Raw genomic sequence first — 15,829 nt, 5'->3', positions numbered from 1 at the left:
ACACCGTACGGTGATGTAAAGCTGGCTGTCAGCTTCACACACGGGAGCCGCTATCTGTCGCGTTCGAGCGCCGCCAGTTGCTCGATTCGGTCGGCCGTCGGCGGATGCGTCTCGAAGAGGTAGCGCTCGAGCCGGTGGAGCCGTTTCCGCAGCCACCAGTAGGACGGCTCGGTGTCGCCTTCGGGCCCGAGCATAACCTTCTCGAGTTCGCTCGGCTCGAGCGGCAATACGGACAGCGAAGAGACACCCGACGCCTCGCGCAGATCGCTGGTGGGTGTGTCGGCGATCTCCCGATCGAGTCGCTCGAGCGCGCTGGCGAGGGCCGCGGGCGAGCCGGTCGCTTCCGCGGCCGCCCGATCCGCGGCTCGCTCTCGTGCTCGAGAGAATCGGGCTGTGAGGGTTCGCCCGACGACCCACACCACGTTCGAGAGGATCCCCAGGGGCAGGATGACGACCCCGGCTACTCCCGGATCGTCGACTCGTTCGATCCGCGACCGGAGTCCACTTGCGAGAACGACGGGGAGCGAAACGAACGTCACGACCATCGTATCCCGGTTCCTGACGTGTGCGAGTTCGTGTGCGACCACCGCCTCGAGTTGCTGCTCGTCGAGTGCGTCGATCGTTCCCAGCGAGAGGACCAGATGAACGGTTTCCGGACGAAACCCGACGGCCAGCGCTTCGGGTGCGTCGCGATCCGAGATGGCGATCGTTGGGACGGGCACGTCCAGTTGAGCGGCGACGCGCGTTGCGATCCCGTACAGGTCCGGAGCCGTCCCTCGATCGACCGGGTGGGCGTCTGCGAGTCGCTCGATCGTCTCGAGCTGTCTGTACTCGAGCCAGCCGATCGACAGTAGCGTCACGGCAGTACTCGCGACCGCGATCGGAATGGCGGATCCGACCCCGAGAATCGAGAGGACGCCGTAGAAGACCGCCCAGACACCGACGAGTAAGGCAGCCGTGACGAGCAGAAGTCCGAGGAGGGCAGCGACCATCCGTATCTGAAGCGTGGTCGGTCGAGCGGCCATACGAAAGACGGATACCTGACAGGTGAAAAATTCATTGTTCCAACTCGACTGCATTCAGCCTCAATGGAGGCGACACCTCAATCGGCTCGTGACTCGAAGCGCTTTCGGATCGCCCCGGACACGTCCGTGAGGTAAGCTCCCCCCCAGAGTGCGACGATGACCGCGCCGATCGAGTTGAAGACGAAGTCGAGCATCGTGTCGCCGAGGCCGTACTGCGTGAGCACGGCGTCGACGCCGAACGCCTCCGCCGACAGCGCGATGACGAACTCGAGGATCTCCCAGAGGACGCCGAAGGCGATGACGAACAGCAGGATGAACACCGAGATGAACTTCGGTGGGAGGTGGACGCCGTCAGAGTGTTCGTCGAACGCGCGGACGGTGGCGTAGCCCACGGCGGCGACCAGTGACGCCGACAGCGCGTGGGTCAGGTGGTCCCACCACCAGATGTCGGTGTAGAGCGTCCGCGTCGATCCTGGCAGCCCGACGGTGCCGAACGCGTGCAGGAAGACGGCGGTGGTGATCCACAGCGTGAGCCGCGGGTCCATCGGGATTTCGTAGTCGCGCTCGAGGATCGGCGGGAGTTGCGTGACCGCCAGTGCAACGCCGGTGTTGATCACGATTCCGCCGTTCCCGCGGTCGAGACCGACGAACAGCATGCCGATGAGGCTGAGTTCCATGAGATAGGAGAGCTGTCGCTGACGCCGTTGGGAAGGGAGCCACCGAGAGCGGTTACGCATCGTCCACCTCCGCAATCGGCGCGACCTCCTCGGGCAGGCGCTGGTCCGTCGGTGCGAAGCGTCTGAAGTAGAATTCGAAGATGACTCCCGCACCGATACCCGCGACCGCCGAGTAGACGAACTCCCACATCACCGCGTCGTGGTCGGCCGTAAACGGGATGCCGAGCGTCTTCGAGGCGCTCCATCGAAGCAAGGCCCACAGTCCCGCTGCAGCCATCGTTCCAACGACGACGAGGACGACGGCGAAACTCGGCGTCATCCGCACAGTCGTAAACGATTGCAGTTCGACCGCGAGGACGAGCGCGATGGCCGCGACCGACAGGTACGCGGCGAAGTGGCCGGTGAGCCGGTCGGCACCGATCGCCATTCCCAACACGGGCAGCGCCGCTAGCAACAATACTTCCCAGGGGAGCATCGCCTGCAGCGACCGGAAAGCGACCGGCGGAAGTACCGCCAGCACCACGAGCGTCGTCGCGAACGTCGCCCACAGGAACCCACCCGTCAGCAGTTCAGCGAGGCCGATCGCGCCGATCGCGCCGATCAATACCCACGCGATCGCCGCGTTGGTTCGGCCGTCGGCGATCAACCCCTCGAGCGTAGTCTCTGACACACCCGTTCGTATTGACCGTTCTTACAAAAGCGTATGTAACCGCGAACTGAGACGACGCCGCGACAAAGTCAGTGAAACCGCTCACGCGGGGACGACGACTAGATAAACGACTGCGTATGCGGCGAGCGCGATCGTTACCGCAGCCAGCGCCGTCAGCGCGGTCTCGAGAACCGACTCGGCCGACGGCAGCGAGTACCAGAGCCGACCGAACGCCGGCGAGGGCGTGGTTCGAACGGCGCCGCAGACGAGCCCGACGCCGAGGATGGAGAAGACGAAGTGGTAGGACACCTCGAGTGTCGGCGGCGTCACGGCGAGCGCGGCGATTCCGTAGGCAGCGCCGACGGTTGCCCGCCGGTCGACGGAGCCGAGGATCGGCCGGTCGGTGAGCCGGCAGATCGCCACGAGCGCGAGCGCGATGGTCGCGAGTTCGATCGCGAACGCGCCGAGTAAGTGCAGCGTCGGGTCCGAGTGGAGGACGACGCGGGACTCGAGGACCGGTGAGCCGAAGGGAAAGAGCAGATCGGGCGGCGAGCCGGTGACGAGGTCGCCCCACGGGTGCGACCAGAGTCCCCAGAGTGCCGCGACGGCGACCGTCGGCGGCGAGAGGGTCGTCAGCCTGGCGGTCCCGCGGGCGATGGCGACGCCGCCGACGACGAACAGCCCCATGACGAGCGCGGCCAGCGGGCCGCCCGCGACGAGCGCGACGGCGACGAGCGCCGCGAGGAGTCCACCGGCGAGCGCGCGGGCGTGGCGTGCGTACTCGCTTCGGGCGCGGACGGCCGCGAGGCCGAACGCCGGCGCCGCGACCGCGCCGACGACCAGCGAGTGAGTGACCGAGCGGTGGACGGCGCGGCTCGCGTCCCAGAAGGCCGTCGGGACGCCGACCGACCCGGTCGCGGCGTTTCCGAGGCCGACGACCGCGTACGCCACGTCGATGTCCGGAACCGCGGCGAACAGGCCGGCGACGATGCCGACGAGGAGCGCTCGCTGGGCGTTCCAGCCGCGTCGGTCGGCGACCAGCGCCGCGACGGCGAACGCGAGGAGGGCGTGGCCAATGAACACGACATATCGACTACGAGAGTCGGTGGCTTAAACTGCTCGCACAGTCGTGCGAACCGATACCAATGGTCTCGCTGACGCCGACGCGCGCCGCCGAACCCGCCGGGCCAGTCGTTCGCCGCTGTCGGTACATCTTTGCGGATGGCAGGCGAGCACACGCCCATGGCTCAGGAACCGCCGGCCGAGACGGCTCGAGCGCCGGACGTTGGCGAACTCACACCGCCGGATCGCACGCTGATGGGACCGGGACCGAGCGACGTGAACCCGCGCGTCCTCCGGGCGATGAGCACGCCCCTCGTCGGACACCTCGACCCCTCGTTCATCGAGATCATGGACGAGGTCCAAGAGCTGCTGCGCTACGCGTTCCGGACGGACAACCAGTGGACGATCCCGGTCTCGGGGACCGGCTCGGCCGCGATGGAGGCCGCGATCGGCAACGTCGTCGAGCCCGGTGACACGATGCTCGTCCCGACGAACGGCTACTTCGGCGGCCGGATGGCTTCGATGGCCGAACGCGCGGGCGGCGAGGTCGTCGAAGTCGACGCGCCGTGGGGCGAACCGCTCGAGCCAGACGACGTGGCCGACGCGCTCGCCGACCACGACCCCGACGTCTTCGGCTTCGTCCACGCGGAGACGAGCACGGGCGTTCTCCAGCCCGACGTGCCCGAACTCACCGCCGCGGCCCACGATCACGACGCGCTCGTGATCGCCGACAGCGTCACCTCGCTGGGCGGCGTCGAGTTCCGCGTCGACGAGTGGGATATCGACGTCGCGTACTCGGGTCCGCAGAAGTGCCTCTCCTGTCCGCCGGGCGCCAGTCCCCTCACGCTGTCGGACGAGGCCATGGAGAAGGTCCTCTCGCGCGAGGAAGAGCCCCGATCGTGGTACCTCGATCTCTCCCTACTCGAGGGGTACTGGGGCGACGACCGCGCGTACCACCACACCGCGCCGATCACGAACGTCTACGCGCTCCGGGAGGCGCTACGGCTCGTCGCCGAGGAGGGCATCGAGCAGCGTTGGGACCGCCACGAGCGTCTGGCCGGCGCGCTGAAAGCCGGCGTCGAGGCGATGGGCCTCGAGATGAACGCCCCCGACGAGTACTGGCTGCCGAGTCTCAACGCCGTCCGCGTCCCCGACGGGATCGACGACGGCGAGGTCTGTGACGCCTTGATCGAGCGGTACGACCTCGAGATCGCCGGCGGTCTGGGTGATCTGGCCGGCGAGATCTTCCGGATCGGCTGCATGGGCCACTCCGCGCGACCCGAGAACGTCATCTACGTCGTGACGGCGCTGGGCGACGTGCTCGAGTCGATGGGGGCCGATGTCGATCCGGGCGCGGGCGTCACTGCGACGCGCAACGCCCTCGAAGAATAACCGCCGTAACCGCTGTTTTCGCCGCTGCGTTACGCCGACACGCGCGGTCCTGGTGGTGCTCGTTCGACCTGATAGTCCTCACCGTCGACGACGATGATGGCCCACTCGTAGTTCGGCTCGGCGCGTTCGAGTCGGTGCTCGAGGTCGTCCGCGTCGTCGGGTTCGGCGACGAAACAGTGGAACTGTCCTGACGACGGTGCGGGGAGTTCGCCCGCCTCGAGTACGGTGTTCACGTGGACGACTTTCCACGCTCGTTCGGCTCGGAACTCGGGGCCGTTACCTTCGACGGTGTAGCCCAACTCTGCGAAGATCGACCTGGCCTGCTCGACGAGTCGCATGTTAACAGGACCCATTCGTTACTACCTATGTCGGCATCCACCATAAACGTTGGTACGTAACAAGAATGAGCAGTTACTTCCCAACGATTCGGAACTGTCCCGAGAGTTTGATGTGTCCGTCTCCTACCGGGAGTCGGTTCCAGTCGGTAATTGTCTATTATCGATATCGGTTCGTCTGCAACCAGTCGGACCGTGCGAACGGATCCTCACCGAATCACTCGTGAGCGGCATCCCACTCGGTCGGTTTGCGGAAGTTCCCACATCGATTGCACTTGATCCGACCCATCGCGTCCATCGCGTTGTCGAGACTCTCGCAGTTCGTACAGAACCAGCCGTAGCGGCGCTCGCGGTCGTCGGATTCGAAGGCGACCAGAAACGGTCCCTTCGATCCCTTGTCGCCGTCCGTCTCCGAGATGTAGACGGTATCTCCGTCGTCGGTCGACCAGGATTGCATGTCTCCACGTACCGTTGCTCGCGGTAAATGGCTGTCTTTCCGGGTCCGTTTCGCCGCTGCGAGTGGGAGCGGTGGTCGACCCGTCGGTTCGCGAAACCCACGAGCGAGGCATGGGACAGGTTCGCAGGGTGGACTGTCCGTACTGAAAGGTTTACCCGCCCGGGAATCGTTCGGTCGCCTAATGTCGCTGGTCGTGGTTCCCGTTCGGTACCCGTTGACGAAGCACTCGAGACGAACGCTCGAGCAAGCGATCGAGGTGGCTCGCGAGCGGGACGCGTCGCTGACAGTCCTGCACGTCGACCTCTATCAGAACGGGAAGAAAGTAACGCGAATCGACCTGAAAAACGCCGTCGAGCAGGCGTTCGGGCGGCTCGAGAACGTCCGATACGTCGTTCGAACGGGGTTTCTCGTCGAAGAGAGCATTCTGGACGAAGTCGCCGCGGAGGGGGCCGACGCGGTCGTCATCGGCAGCAAGCAGGCGAGTCGGCTGCGACGGATCTTTCAGCGATTTACCGACAACCCGGACATCGACAGCTACCTGCGGAGCCACCTCGACTGTGAGGTCATCACGGTCGAAGGCGCGCAGGTGTAGCGAGACGAGTCTGCGCGAGTACGCGGGAGAACGGACTTGTCGATCAGCGGTACGCTCGACCGTTTCGACCTCCGAGCGGGTTACTCTACCTCGCCCGCGTTCCGGACGACGAACACCGGGATCGAGGCGTTGTCGACCACTCGCTCGGAGACGCTGCCCAGCGAGGTCACCTTCTCGCGTGGGCTCTTGCCACGCGTTCCGATGACGATCAGGTCGATTCCGTGGTCGTCGGCGTATTCGAGGATCGTCTTGGCCGGCGTTCCGGTCTGGACCTCGCCGACGGTCTCGAGGCCCTCGGCCGTCGCTCGCTCCACGACGTCGGCGACCGCCTGTTGGCCCTCGTCGCGGAGCGAACGCTCGAGGTCGGTACTGGTCTCCTCGCCGGCGGCAGCGGTGACGCGGCTGTCGACCACGTACAGCGCGTGGACGGTCGCGTCGTTGTGCTCGGCGATCGGCAGTCCGTGAGCGAGCGTCTCGGCGATCGTGTCGCTTCCGTCGGTGGGAATGAGAATATCGTCGTACATCTCTCGGCTGAGTGTCGAATTGGACCGGAGTCGGTATAAATCACCCTGCCGATACCGGCCGACGGGAACGGAACGACGGCGCTACCGCGTCCGGGTGACCGCCGGGCAGCGACTCTCGAGGCGATCGTAGCGGAACGGCCTGGGCATGCGAGCCGTCACTGATCGGCCGGATCGGCGGGGCTCTCGCCCGGATCGCTCGAGTCGGCAGGCTCGGTGGGAGCAGCGGAGCTAGACATGGCGTCCGCGGGCGGCCGTTCGAAGCCGGAGTCGTCGATAGCCAGTCGCGCGACGCCGCTGGTGTCGTCGAAGACGTGGTGGCGGTGGGGGTAGGCGAACTCCACGTCGAGGTCGGCGAACCGTTCGCCGATCGCCCGCTGGACCGCCGACCGGACGACGACCTGCTTGTAGGGGTGTTCCATCCAGAAGTACAGGTCGAGGATGATGCCGTGGTCGGCGTACTCTCGGATCATGCAACTCGGGGCCGCAGCGTAGCGAGCGCTGCCGATCCGTATGTCCGGGCCGCCGGAGATGACGTCGTCGACGCTTCTGGCCGCGCGTTCCGCGGCTCGACAGGCCGCCTCGAGGTCGCTCTCGTAGGTGATCTCGAAGCCGACCGAGATCCGGGTTCGCTCGTCCTCTGCGGAGTAATTTATCACGTCGCGCGCGTGGATCTCGGAGTTGGGGATGACGATAAAGGAGTTCTGGAGGGTGAAGATCTTGGTGTAGCGGATCGTGATGTCCTCGACGAAGCCGCGGTGGCCGGCGTCGGTGACCTCGATCATATCACCGATCTCGTAGGGCCTGTCCGCGAGGACGTAGAGGCCGTTGATCAGGCTCCCGACCAGCGGTGCGAGCACGATGGCGACGACAGCTGAGATGACGGTCACCGACAGGAGGATCTGCGTACTGCCGACGCCGATGATGCCGGCGGCGACGGTCCCGGCCCAAAGGAGGACGGTGAGTCTGATCCATCCCAGGACGGTTCGCGTGACGCTCGGCCGTTCGATCCGACGGGCGACCGTGCGACCAGCGAGTCGAACGGCGACTTTCGACAGATACCAGCCGATAGCGAGAACGATGAGCGCGAGCGCGACCTCGATAACGTCCAGCGGGATGGGTTCGCCGCCGGGGAGCGTTGGAAGCGCCTCCTGAATCCGCTCGTCCGTCGCGCTCTGGGTGGCGCTCTCGTTGGCCTGTAAGACCCCGCGCATGCCAACACTCTCTGGCCCGCTGTGGTTAAGGGTTCTGACCCTCTCTTCGTGCTACCAATCCCCAAACAACCCGATTTCGAAAACGCGTGCTACTCGATGTATAATAAATCATTTAGTCGCTGGGATCGTACGACCGAACATGGCACCAGACGAACTGCGCTCGACAGTCGAGCGCGTCGGTGATCGATTCAACCTCGGCGAGTACGAGATCGACGCCTACCTCACCGTCCTAGAGCAGGGGCAACTCACGGCCAGCGAGATCGCAGATCACACGGATATCCCCCAGCCGCGCGTGTACGACACCGTCCGCAGCTTGAGCGATCGCAATCTGGTCGAACTCCGCGAGTCGCGGCCGATGAAGGTCGTCGCGATCGACCCCGCGGAGGCCTTCGACGATGTACAGCGCTCCTTCGAGCAGATGATCGCCGAACTCGAGGCGCGATACACCGCGCCGGCTCGCGATACGGAGGCCGTCTCCCTCGTGAAATCGCGGTCGACGATCTTGCGGTACTTAGAGGAGGTCATCGACGCCGCGGAGTTCGAACTCGCACTGTCGTTAACCCCTGATCTCCTGACTCGCTTCGAGGACGAACTGCGCACGGCAGTCGAAGCCGGCGTGAGCGTCGACCTGATCGTGACCCCGGCGTCCGACGCCCCCGATCCGGCCGAGTTCGCCTACGGCGAGGTCGCATCGACTGCCCGCGCCCGTCGCGGAATCACCACGCCTGTCGTCGCCGTCGCCGACGGCAACTACTCGGTGTACGCGACGCAGGACGCCCTGCGCGACGATCAGGACCGATACGGTGTCATCTTCAACCGGTCGGCGCTTGGCTTCCTCGTCTCGAGTTTCTTCGGGACCGTCCTCTGGACGACCGCCGACCGCACACTCGGTGAGGACGACACGGCGCGATCGTACCCCCGGAAGTACGCCTCCATCCGCCGCTGTGTGAAAGACCTTCTCGACGAGGGCGGCGAGTTCTACGCGACCATCGAGGGCCGTGACGTTGAGGTCGGCGGCCAGCGGATCGTCCGCGGGCGCGTGCTCGACATCTCCTTCGAGGTCAGCGAGGAAGTCGCCAGCCTCACGATCGAGACCCCGGAGGGAGAGGAACTCTCGGTCGGCGGCCGCGTCGCCGCTCTAGAGGACGTCGAGGCCCACGAGATCCACATCGGACGGGACGAACCGCCCGCGCTCGAGGACGCCTGATTCGTTCGATCGCCACGGATCTCGACCGCAGCGCGGGACGATGGTTCGGCGACCCCGTACGGTGATTCGCCCTCGGCATATTGCTCATTCGCCGGCAGATGCAGACCGGCGATCGCCAATGCGCAATTGCGCGGCGGTGGCGACCGACCGCTGTGAGAGCCCGCTCTAGTATCGACCGACAACCACATCGTAACCGACAGCATCGATCGACAGTCTCGTTTTAGTACATTATTTATTACCAACAACTAAGTCCCATACCGTGGACCGCTCACGGGCAATGGGACGCGATTCCACCGGCCCACCCGATCGACCCCATCGAGGGCGTCGATCGTTTTTGAAAGCCGCGTCAGTATCGACCGCCGCCGGAGCCGTCGCCGTCACCGGCTGTCTCGGTCGGGGTCGGTCTCCGGGAACGGTGGTGATGACCGCCGCCTCGGATATCGCGGGGATAATGCACAGCGATGGCGACGAGCCGTCGATCCAGCAGGCGCTCTGGGACGCCGGCCTCGACGAAGACATCCGCGTCGAGGTCCAGACCGTCGTCAGCAGTTCCGCCCAGCGGATGCAGACCACGCAGTCGGCGCTCGAGGCGGGTCGCGCCCCGCCCGATATCCACATGATGGACAGCGGTTGGACAGTGCCCTTTGTCCTCCGAGAACAGACGGTCAACCTGACCGAACGTTTCCCGGACGATACCCTCCAGTACGTCAACGACAACTATCTCGAGGCGATCCTCGAGACGGCGCGTCATCCACAGACCGGCGACCTCCACGCCCTCCCCCTATTTCCGGACCTGGGCTTTACGCTGTTCCGCCGGGATCTAATCGAGGAGGCCGGCTATGACACCAGCGGCTGGGGGACGAACCCGCCGCGCTGGGAGGAGTTCGCGAACGCGGTCCGCGATGCGAGAGACCAGGCCGGCCTCGATTACGGGCTCACGACGCAGGCGGCCGCCTACGAGGGGCTCTCTTGTTGTACGTTCAACGAGGTGATGACGACCTGGGGCGGGGCGTACTACGGCGGCGTGGACAACCTGTTCACCGCCGGCGACCGCCCGATCACCGTCGACGGCGAGCGGGTCATCGACGCGATCCGGATGATGCGCGCGTTCATCGAGGGCGAAGCGGAGAACACCCTCGATCAGTATCCCCAGATCTGCCCGTCGGCGATCGTCCAGTGGACCGAGCAACAGTCCCTCGCCCCGTTTTCCGCCGGTAATGCGGTCTCGAACCGCAACTGGTCGTACGCCATCGCGGAGACGGGCACCGAGGAGGCCTTCGGCGAGAACCTCGGCGTGATGACGCGCCCGTACGCGGTCTCCCGGCAAGAGGCCCAGTATCAGGATGTCGGCGGCACCGCCGCGGCGCTCGGCGGCTGGAACCTCGCCGTGAGCCCCTTCTCGAACCGCGAGGAGGAAGCCCTGCAGGTCCTCGAGGCGTTCGCCAACGAGGAGGTCATGCTCACCGTCTTCCGGCTCGGTGGCTTTCTCCCGCCGAACCTCGATCTGGTCGCGGAGGCCGATCCGAGCGACGTCGGCCCCGTCGCGCGGTACGCCGACGTGGTACAGTCGGCCAGCGAGACGGCGATCCCGCGACCCGCGACCGACCTCTGGCCCGAGCAGTCGGCGCTGATCTTTCAGGCTGTGAACTCGGCCTATCGCGGCGCGCAGACGCCCGAAGCGGCGATGAACGATCTCGCACAGGAACTCGAGCAGAGCGAAGCGGAGGTGCAAGATGGGAACTGAATCCGACGACGAGACGGCGACCCGCTCCGAACCGAGTACGGACCACGGCGCGCTGACGGACGGCGGGACGGTGACCGGCGGCGAGACCGGACGCGGTCGGGAGCACGAGCGGACCGGCAACGCCGTGGTCAACTGGATGGAGAATTTGAGCGAGGCGGCCTACGCGTATCTACTCTTGTTACCGGCTTTCGCCTTGCTGACGCTGATCGCGTTCTATCCGATGATTCGGACGTTCATCATGTCGCTGCGGGCCAACCAGACGCGGGGGCTGGACCCACTGGGCGGGTTCGTCGGCCTCGAGAACTACGTCGACATCTTCACCGGGAACGCGCGGTTGGCTCGGCAGTTCCTCGACGTGGGGCTAACCTCGTCGTTCCCGTTCATCGAACTCGGCACGCCGTTCTTCCAGCAGGCGCTGTTCGTCACGCTCGCGTTCGCGGTGATCAGCGTCACCGTCGAGACGGTGATCGGCTTCGGTCAGGCCTACGTGCTCGACCAGGAGTTCACCGGACGGCGCTGGGTCCGCGTGGCGATTATCCTCCCGTGGGCGGTGCCGATCGTCATCCAGGGGATGATCTTCTTCCTGCTGTTCCAGCCGACGGTCGGCTTCGGCTCGGATCTGATGCAGAGCCTCGGCATCTTCAGCGGGACGCCGCTTGCCAACAGTCAGGACGCGTTCATCATCATCCTCGTGGCCGACATCTGGAAGTCCTCGGCGTTCATGGCCCTGCTGATTCTGGCGGGGCTCCAGAGCGTCGACCGCAGCCTGTACGACGTGGCGCGCGTAGCCGGGGCCTCGCCCTGGCAGCGGTTCAAGCTGATCACGCTGCCGCTCGTGATGCCGGCGCTGCTGGTCGCGATGCTGTTCCGAACGATGGACGCGATGCGCGTCTTCGGACTGATCGAGTCGACCGCCGGCTGTACGACCGTCCCGTCGCTGAGTTGCCTCGTCGTCGAGGCGATGTTCGGCGGGACCCGCATCTACGCGACCGCGGCGGCCGTCGCGTTCTCGACGGCGCTCGTGATCGGCGCGATCATCGCGCTGTACCTCGTCCTGTTCCGCGACGCCGAAGGAGGTGTGACCTGATGACAGATAGCAACGATCCCACGGCAACCGACGGTGATCCCGTGACCGAGAGCGGACCGACGACCGAACGCGAATCGTCCACAACCGATCGCGCGGGCCCGCGCCCGCGAGGCGAGGGAAGCGCCTCCCGACCGGCCGCCACCCGACCCGACGGCGGGACGGTCCTCACCGACGATCGCGACGCCGAACTCGATCGAGGTCCGCTCCAGCAGTGGGTGTCGGACTCGATCTCCAACCCCGGCCGCGTCTACCGCGCGATGTTCTACGTCGCCGCGATTTTCTTCCTCTTTACCACGCTGTTTCCCTTCTACTGGCTCCTGATGGTGGCGCTGACGCCGGAAGGACAACTTCAGGACATCTTCCTCACGCCCAACGGCTTCAATCCGGGCGCGTTCGTCGAGGTCTTCCAGGTCATTCCGTTCCACATCTACATGTTCAACAGCTTCGTGATCGCGCTCGCCTCGACGATCGTCGTGCTGGTCGTCGCCAGCCTCGCCGGCTACGCCTTCGGCCGCCTCGAGTTCCCCGGCCGAACGCCCCTCATGTTGCTCGTGTTAGTGATCTCCTTTTTCCCGCCAGCCGCCTTCTTCATCCCGTTGAACGACCTGTTCAACACCTCGTTTTTCTTCCTCGAGCCGATCACCGGCGACGGCACCCTCTACAACACGCCCTTCGCGTTGGTGACGCCGCTGTCGGCGATCTTCATGCCGCTTGCCATCTTCATCCTCACGACGTTCTACGCCCAGATCCCGGACGGGCTCGAGGACGCCGCGCGCGTCGAGGGGACGACCCGGCTTGGCGCGCTGTTCCGGGTCATCATCCCGCTGTCGGCCCCCGGCGTCGCGACCGCGGGCGTGTTGACCTTCATTGCGGTCTACAACGAGTTCTTCTTCTCGTTCCTGATGACGGACGGCCAGCCCGAGAACTGGGCGCCGATCCTCGACGGCATCCTCGCCTATCAGGGGCAGTATCAGGTGTTGTACAACCTCATGGCCGCGGCGAGCATCCTCGGGGTGATCCCCGTCGCGATCCTCGTGGTCATCGCACAGGAAAAGATCGTCAGCGGGCTCACCGCGGGCGCACTCAAGGAATAACACAATGGCACGAGTACGACTCGAGAACATCACGAAACGCTACGAAGACGTCACCGCGGTCGACGACGTGAGCATGGATATCGAAGACGGCGAGTTCGTCACCTTCGTCGGCCCGTCGGGCTGTGGAAAGTCGACGACGATGGAGACCGTCGCTGGACTGACACAGCCGACGTCGGGACAGGTCTACATCGGCGACGACGACGTGACGGACCTCGCGCCCAAGGATCGGGGTGTCGCGATGGTCTTCCAGAACATCGCGCTGTTTCCCCACATGGACGTCTACGAGAACATCTCCTTCGGGCTGCGCCTCCGGAAGTACGACGACGAGGAGATCCGCCGCCGCGTCGAGGAGGCCGCCAGCATCGTCCAACTCGAGGGGATGTTAGACCGAATGCCCGACGAGCTCTCGGGCGGCCAGCAACAGCGGGTCGCGATCGCTCGAGCGATCGTGCGCAACCCGGACGTGTTCCTGATGGACGAGCCGCTGGCGAACTTGGACGCGAAACTGCGCGTCCACATGCGGACGGAGCTCCAGCGGCTCCACCGCGAACTGGATACGACGATCATCTACGTCACCCACGACCAGGCCGAGGCGATGACGATGTCCAATCGGATCGCGGTCCTGAACGACGGCCAGCTCCAGCAGCTCGCGCCCCCGCTGGTCTGCTACAACGAACCCGCGAACCTGTTCGTCGCCGGCTTCATCGGCTCGCCGTCGATGAACCTCGTCGAGGGCGAACTCGCCGAGAACGCCCTCGAGACGGCCAACTTCACCGTCGACCTCGATCCGACGCAGGTCCCGAAGGTGGCGGCCGGCGACGCGGTGACCCTCGGCATCAGACCGGAAGACGTCCACTTGGTACGGGCGGCCGAGACGCTCGCCGCGCCGACGGACCGGATCGGCGCGCGAACCGATGTCCTCGAGCCGATGGGCGACGAGGTGTTCGTCTACCTGCTGCTCTCCGAGGCCGCGGGCGGATCGATGGAGGAGGATCCGGCCACCTCGTCCGATCAGTTGTTGATGAGCGTCACGCCCGATACGGACATCGAGGCGAACCAAGACGTAGAGGTCGTCCTCGATCGGTCGAAGATCCACCTCTTCGAGACGGCCACCGGCGAGGCGCTGGTCCACGGTGTGACCGACCTTTCGGGTCCCGAGCCCGGCACGACGCCGACGGAAGCGGAGTGAGTCGGCCGCCCGCGCTCGAGTCACCCGTCTCGCCATCTCCTCGGGGAGAGTGGTTCGCCTCGGCCGGCGTCGGGCACGTTTGGCGACGGAGGGAAGGTGCTCGAGCCGAACATTCGATATAGCGACTATGGGTGTATCGGGCCGAGGCGAGACGAACACACGCGGTTCCAGAATTACAGGGAGATGACAGTTGATCGATCCGACATCGAAGCCGGCATCGTTGGCCTGGGAAACATCGGCCAGTACCACGCCGAGCGGCTCGTCGACCTCGGGGTGACGCTCGCTGGCGGCATGGATGTCGCCGCCGACGCGCGGACGCGCTTCGCCAGGCGGTACGACGTCGACGTCTACGACGACCACCATGAGCTGTACGACACCGTCGACGCCGTCATCATCACGACGCCGAACAAGTATCACGAGGAGTACGCGGTTGACGCCTTCGAGCGGAATCTTCACGTCCTGCTCGAGAAGCCCCTGGGCCACTCGATCGACAGCGCCGAGCGGATCGCAGAGTCGGCAGCAGCGTCCGATGGCTACGCCATGGTGGGGTTCAACAATCGGTTCGCCAACACCGTCCAAATTGTAAAGAATCGGATCGATCGGGGGAACCTTGGTGATATCTCCCACGTCGAAGCCAACTACGTCCGTCGGCGCGGCATTCCGGGACGGGGCTCGTGGTTTACCCGTCGGCAGATCGCCGGTGGCGGCGCGCTCATCGACCTCGGCGTCCACGCGATCGACCTCGCGCTGTACCTCCTGGATTATCCCGAGGTCACGGAGGTCAACGGGGTCACCCGCAGCGAGTTCGGCTCCCGAGAGGAGTACGCCTATCTCGATATGTGGGCAGAGGACGCGGGGCCGGAAGGGTTCGACGTCGACGACTCCGCCAGCGCCTTCATCCGCTGTGCGGGAAACCGAACGATCTCCCTCGAGGTCGCGTGGGCGACCAACCGCCCGGCGACCCACGAGTTCGTCGCCCGCGGGACGGACGCGGCCGCCCGATTCGACCTCCTTGAGGGTGATCTCTCGATCTACTCGGCGAGCAAGATCGGTCCGGACCACCTCGAAGATACGAGCATCGAGACGAATCAGAACGACACGCACACGGACGAACAACGGGCGTTTTTCGATCGAATCGTCGGTTCGGGTGGGCCGCACAACAGCGTCGAGGAGGCGCTTGCGGTCCAGCGGGTGATCGACGCCATCTACCGCTCGAGCGAGGAGGGCGGAACGATCGAGATCGACGGCTGAGCGCGCTCGCGGCCGACTCGACTCACGGGGCAGTTTCGTGCACGACGTTTACGGGCGGGAGCCACCTAAGCGCGCGCATGGAAACGCCATCCGAACTGCAAAGCGTCGCCGGCAGCCAAGATGAGATCACCATCAGCAACCGGGAGTACGACGACGAGTGCCTCATCGCCGTCGATTTCGGCCCGATCAGCGGCGAGTCGTCGGTCGACGTCGTCGGGGGAACGGCGATCGTCACCGTCGACGAGCGACAGTTCGAGTTCGATTTGCCGCCCGACGCGACCGACATCACCCTCAACCGCGGCGTGCTGACGATCAACGGCTGACCGGTCGCGA

At 65.4% G+C, this 15,829-nt stretch carries 17 protein-coding genes; 9 read left to right on the top strand and 8 right to left on the bottom strand.

The window, feature by feature from the left end; translation table 11 throughout:
- Positions 1-50 precede the first annotated feature (50 nt).
- The 4 genes from NKH51_RS04485 to NKH51_RS04470 form a co-directional block, all read right to left on the bottom strand.
- Positions 51-1,025: a M48 family metalloprotease gene (locus tag NKH51_RS04485; protein WP_254764054.1), complete on the bottom strand. Its 975-nt coding sequence runs from the start codon at positions 1,023-1,025 to the stop codon at positions 51-53.
- Between the two features lie 77 nt (positions 1,026-1,102).
- Entirely contained in the window at positions 1,103-1,762 is a 660-nt protein-coding gene (locus tag NKH51_RS04480; RefSeq protein WP_254764053.1) for a DUF2238 domain-containing protein, read from the bottom strand.
- Positions 1,755-2,372 carry a hypothetical protein gene (locus tag NKH51_RS04475; RefSeq protein WP_254764052.1) on the bottom strand — a complete coding sequence of 206 codons (618 nt, stop codon included), beginning with the start codon at positions 2,370-2,372 and terminating at the stop codon, positions 1,755-1,757. The genes NKH51_RS04480 and NKH51_RS04475 overlap by 8 nt, the downstream gene beginning before the upstream one ends.
- Before the next feature lie 81 nt (positions 2,373-2,453).
- Complete coding sequence (locus NKH51_RS04470; protein WP_254764051.1) at positions 2,454-3,434, bottom strand: metal-dependent hydrolase; 981 nt, start codon at positions 3,432-3,434, stop codon at positions 2,454-2,456.
- Between the two features lie 159 nt (positions 3,435-3,593).
- Between NKH51_RS04470 and NKH51_RS04465 the strand changes: the two genes are divergently transcribed.
- Complete coding sequence (locus NKH51_RS04465; RefSeq protein ID WP_254764050.1) at positions 3,594-4,805, top strand: pyridoxal-phosphate-dependent aminotransferase family protein; 1,212 nt, start codon at positions 3,594-3,596, stop codon at positions 4,803-4,805.
- Between the two features lie 29 nt (positions 4,806-4,834).
- On the opposite strand, the gene NKH51_RS04460 is transcribed toward NKH51_RS04465, so the two are convergent.
- Positions 4,835-5,143, bottom strand: coding sequence for a DUF7116 family protein (locus NKH51_RS04460; protein ID WP_254765114.1), 309 nt, complete (start codon positions 5,141-5,143; stop codon positions 4,835-4,837).
- Positions 5,144-5,357: 214 nt separating this feature from the next.
- Complete coding sequence (locus NKH51_RS04455) at positions 5,358-5,597, bottom strand: DUF5816 domain-containing protein (RefSeq protein WP_254764049.1); 240 nt, start codon at positions 5,595-5,597, stop codon at positions 5,358-5,360.
- Positions 5,598-5,778: 181 nt separating this feature from the next.
- On the opposite strand from NKH51_RS04455, the gene NKH51_RS04450 reads away from it, so the two are divergent.
- On the top strand, positions 5,779-6,189 hold the full coding sequence (locus NKH51_RS04450) for a universal stress protein (RefSeq protein ID WP_254764048.1): 411 nt from the start codon (positions 5,779-5,781) through the stop codon (positions 6,187-6,189).
- Positions 6,190-6,269: 80 nt separating this feature from the next.
- Here NKH51_RS04450 and NKH51_RS04445 read toward each other — a convergent pair whose 3' ends face one another.
- Positions 6,270-6,713 carry a universal stress protein gene (locus NKH51_RS04445; protein ID WP_254764047.1) on the bottom strand — a complete coding sequence of 148 codons (444 nt, stop codon included), beginning with the start codon at positions 6,711-6,713 and terminating at the stop codon, positions 6,270-6,272.
- Positions 6,714-6,868: 155 nt separating this feature from the next.
- The gene (locus NKH51_RS04440) at positions 6,869-7,924 is read right to left on the bottom strand and encodes a mechanosensitive ion channel family protein (protein WP_254764046.1); all 1,056 of its coding nucleotides are present in this window, start codon (positions 7,922-7,924) and stop codon (positions 6,869-6,871) included.
- A 139-nt stretch (positions 7,925-8,063) separates the two neighbouring features.
- On the opposite strand from NKH51_RS04440, the gene trmB reads away from it, so the two are divergent.
- The 7 genes from trmB (at position 8,064) to NKH51_RS04405 (ending at position 15,819) form a co-directional block, all read left to right on the top strand.
- Complete coding sequence (gene trmB, locus NKH51_RS04435) at positions 8,064-9,131, top strand: HTH-type sugar sensing transcriptional regulator TrmB (RefSeq protein WP_254764045.1); 1,068 nt, start codon at positions 8,064-8,066, stop codon at positions 9,129-9,131.
- Between the two features lie 277 nt (positions 9,132-9,408).
- Complete coding sequence (locus tag NKH51_RS04430; protein ID WP_254764044.1) at positions 9,409-10,875, top strand: extracellular solute-binding protein; 1,467 nt, start codon at positions 9,409-9,411, stop codon at positions 10,873-10,875.
- Positions 10,865-11,962 (top strand): carbohydrate ABC transporter permease, encoded by a 1,098-nt coding sequence (locus NKH51_RS04425; protein WP_425606686.1) that lies wholly within the window; start codon positions 10,865-10,867, stop codon positions 11,960-11,962. Before NKH51_RS04430 ends, NKH51_RS04425 begins: the two co-directional genes overlap by 11 nt.
- Positions 11,962-13,056 (top strand): carbohydrate ABC transporter permease, encoded by a 1,095-nt coding sequence (locus NKH51_RS04420; RefSeq protein WP_254764043.1) that lies wholly within the window; start codon positions 11,962-11,964, stop codon positions 13,054-13,056. The genes NKH51_RS04425 and NKH51_RS04420 overlap by 1 nt, the downstream gene beginning before the upstream one ends.
- A 4-nt stretch (positions 13,057-13,060) precedes the next feature.
- Entirely contained in the window at positions 13,061-14,245 is a 1,185-nt protein-coding gene (locus NKH51_RS04415) for an ABC transporter ATP-binding protein (protein ID WP_254764042.1), read from the top strand.
- Positions 14,246-14,428: 183 nt separating this feature from the next.
- Positions 14,429-15,496 (top strand): Gfo/Idh/MocA family protein, encoded by a 1,068-nt coding sequence (locus tag NKH51_RS04410; RefSeq protein ID WP_254764041.1) that lies wholly within the window; start codon positions 14,429-14,431, stop codon positions 15,494-15,496.
- Positions 15,497-15,573: 77 nt separating this feature from the next.
- Positions 15,574-15,819, top strand: coding sequence for a DUF7127 family protein (locus NKH51_RS04405; protein WP_254764040.1), 246 nt, complete (start codon positions 15,574-15,576; stop codon positions 15,817-15,819).
- The last annotated feature ends 10 nt before the right edge of the window (positions 15,820-15,829 follow it).

Source organism: Natrinema marinum, from assembly GCF_024296685.1.
Lineage (GTDB): Archaea > Halobacteriota > Halobacteria > Halobacteriales > Natrialbaceae > Natrinema > Natrinema marinum.
Note: the sequence above shows the minus strand (reverse complement) of the source record. Positions and strands in the feature narration are given on the sequence as shown.

Bases quoted from the DNA above. Each gene is read 5' to 3' on its own strand.
- NKH51_RS04485 (WP_254764054.1), bottom strand. From the start codon at position 1,025: ATGGCCGCTCGACCGACCACGCTTCAGATACGGATGGTCGCTGCCCTC.
- NKH51_RS04480 (WP_254764053.1), bottom strand. From the start codon at position 1,762: ATGCGTAACCGCTCTCGGTGGCTCCCTTCCCAACGGCGTCAGCGACAG.
- NKH51_RS04465 (WP_254764050.1), top strand. From the start codon at position 3,594: ATGGCTCAGGAACCGCCGGCCGAGACGGCTCGAGCGCCGGACGTTGGC.
- NKH51_RS04460 (WP_254765114.1), bottom strand. From the start codon at position 5,143: ATGCGACTCGTCGAGCAGGCCAGGTCGATCTTCGCAGAGTTGGGCTAC.
- NKH51_RS04455 (WP_254764049.1), bottom strand. From the start codon at position 5,597: ATGCAATCCTGGTCGACCGACGACGGAGATACCGTCTACATCTCGGAG.
- NKH51_RS04450 (WP_254764048.1), top strand. From the start codon at position 5,779: ATGTCGCTGGTCGTGGTTCCCGTTCGGTACCCGTTGACGAAGCACTCG.
- NKH51_RS04445 (WP_254764047.1), bottom strand. From the start codon at position 6,713: ATGTACGACGATATTCTCATTCCCACCGACGGAAGCGACACGATCGCC.
- NKH51_RS04440 (WP_254764046.1), bottom strand. From the start codon at position 7,924: ATGCGCGGGGTCTTACAGGCCAACGAGAGCGCCACCCAGAGCGCGACG.
- trmB (WP_254764045.1), top strand. From the start codon at position 8,064: ATGGCACCAGACGAACTGCGCTCGACAGTCGAGCGCGTCGGTGATCGA.
- NKH51_RS04430 (WP_254764044.1), top strand. From the start codon at position 9,409: ATGGGACGCGATTCCACCGGCCCACCCGATCGACCCCATCGAGGGCGT.
- NKH51_RS04425 (WP_425606686.1), top strand. From the start codon at position 10,865: ATGGGAACTGAATCCGACGACGAGACGGCGACCCGCTCCGAACCGAGT.
- NKH51_RS04420 (WP_254764043.1), top strand. From the start codon at position 11,962: ATGACAGATAGCAACGATCCCACGGCAACCGACGGTGATCCCGTGACC.
- NKH51_RS04415 (WP_254764042.1), top strand. From the start codon at position 13,061: ATGGCACGAGTACGACTCGAGAACATCACGAAACGCTACGAAGACGTC.
- NKH51_RS04410 (WP_254764041.1), top strand. From the start codon at position 14,429: ATGACAGTTGATCGATCCGACATCGAAGCCGGCATCGTTGGCCTGGGA.
- NKH51_RS04405 (WP_254764040.1), top strand. From the start codon at position 15,574: ATGGAAACGCCATCCGAACTGCAAAGCGTCGCCGGCAGCCAAGATGAG.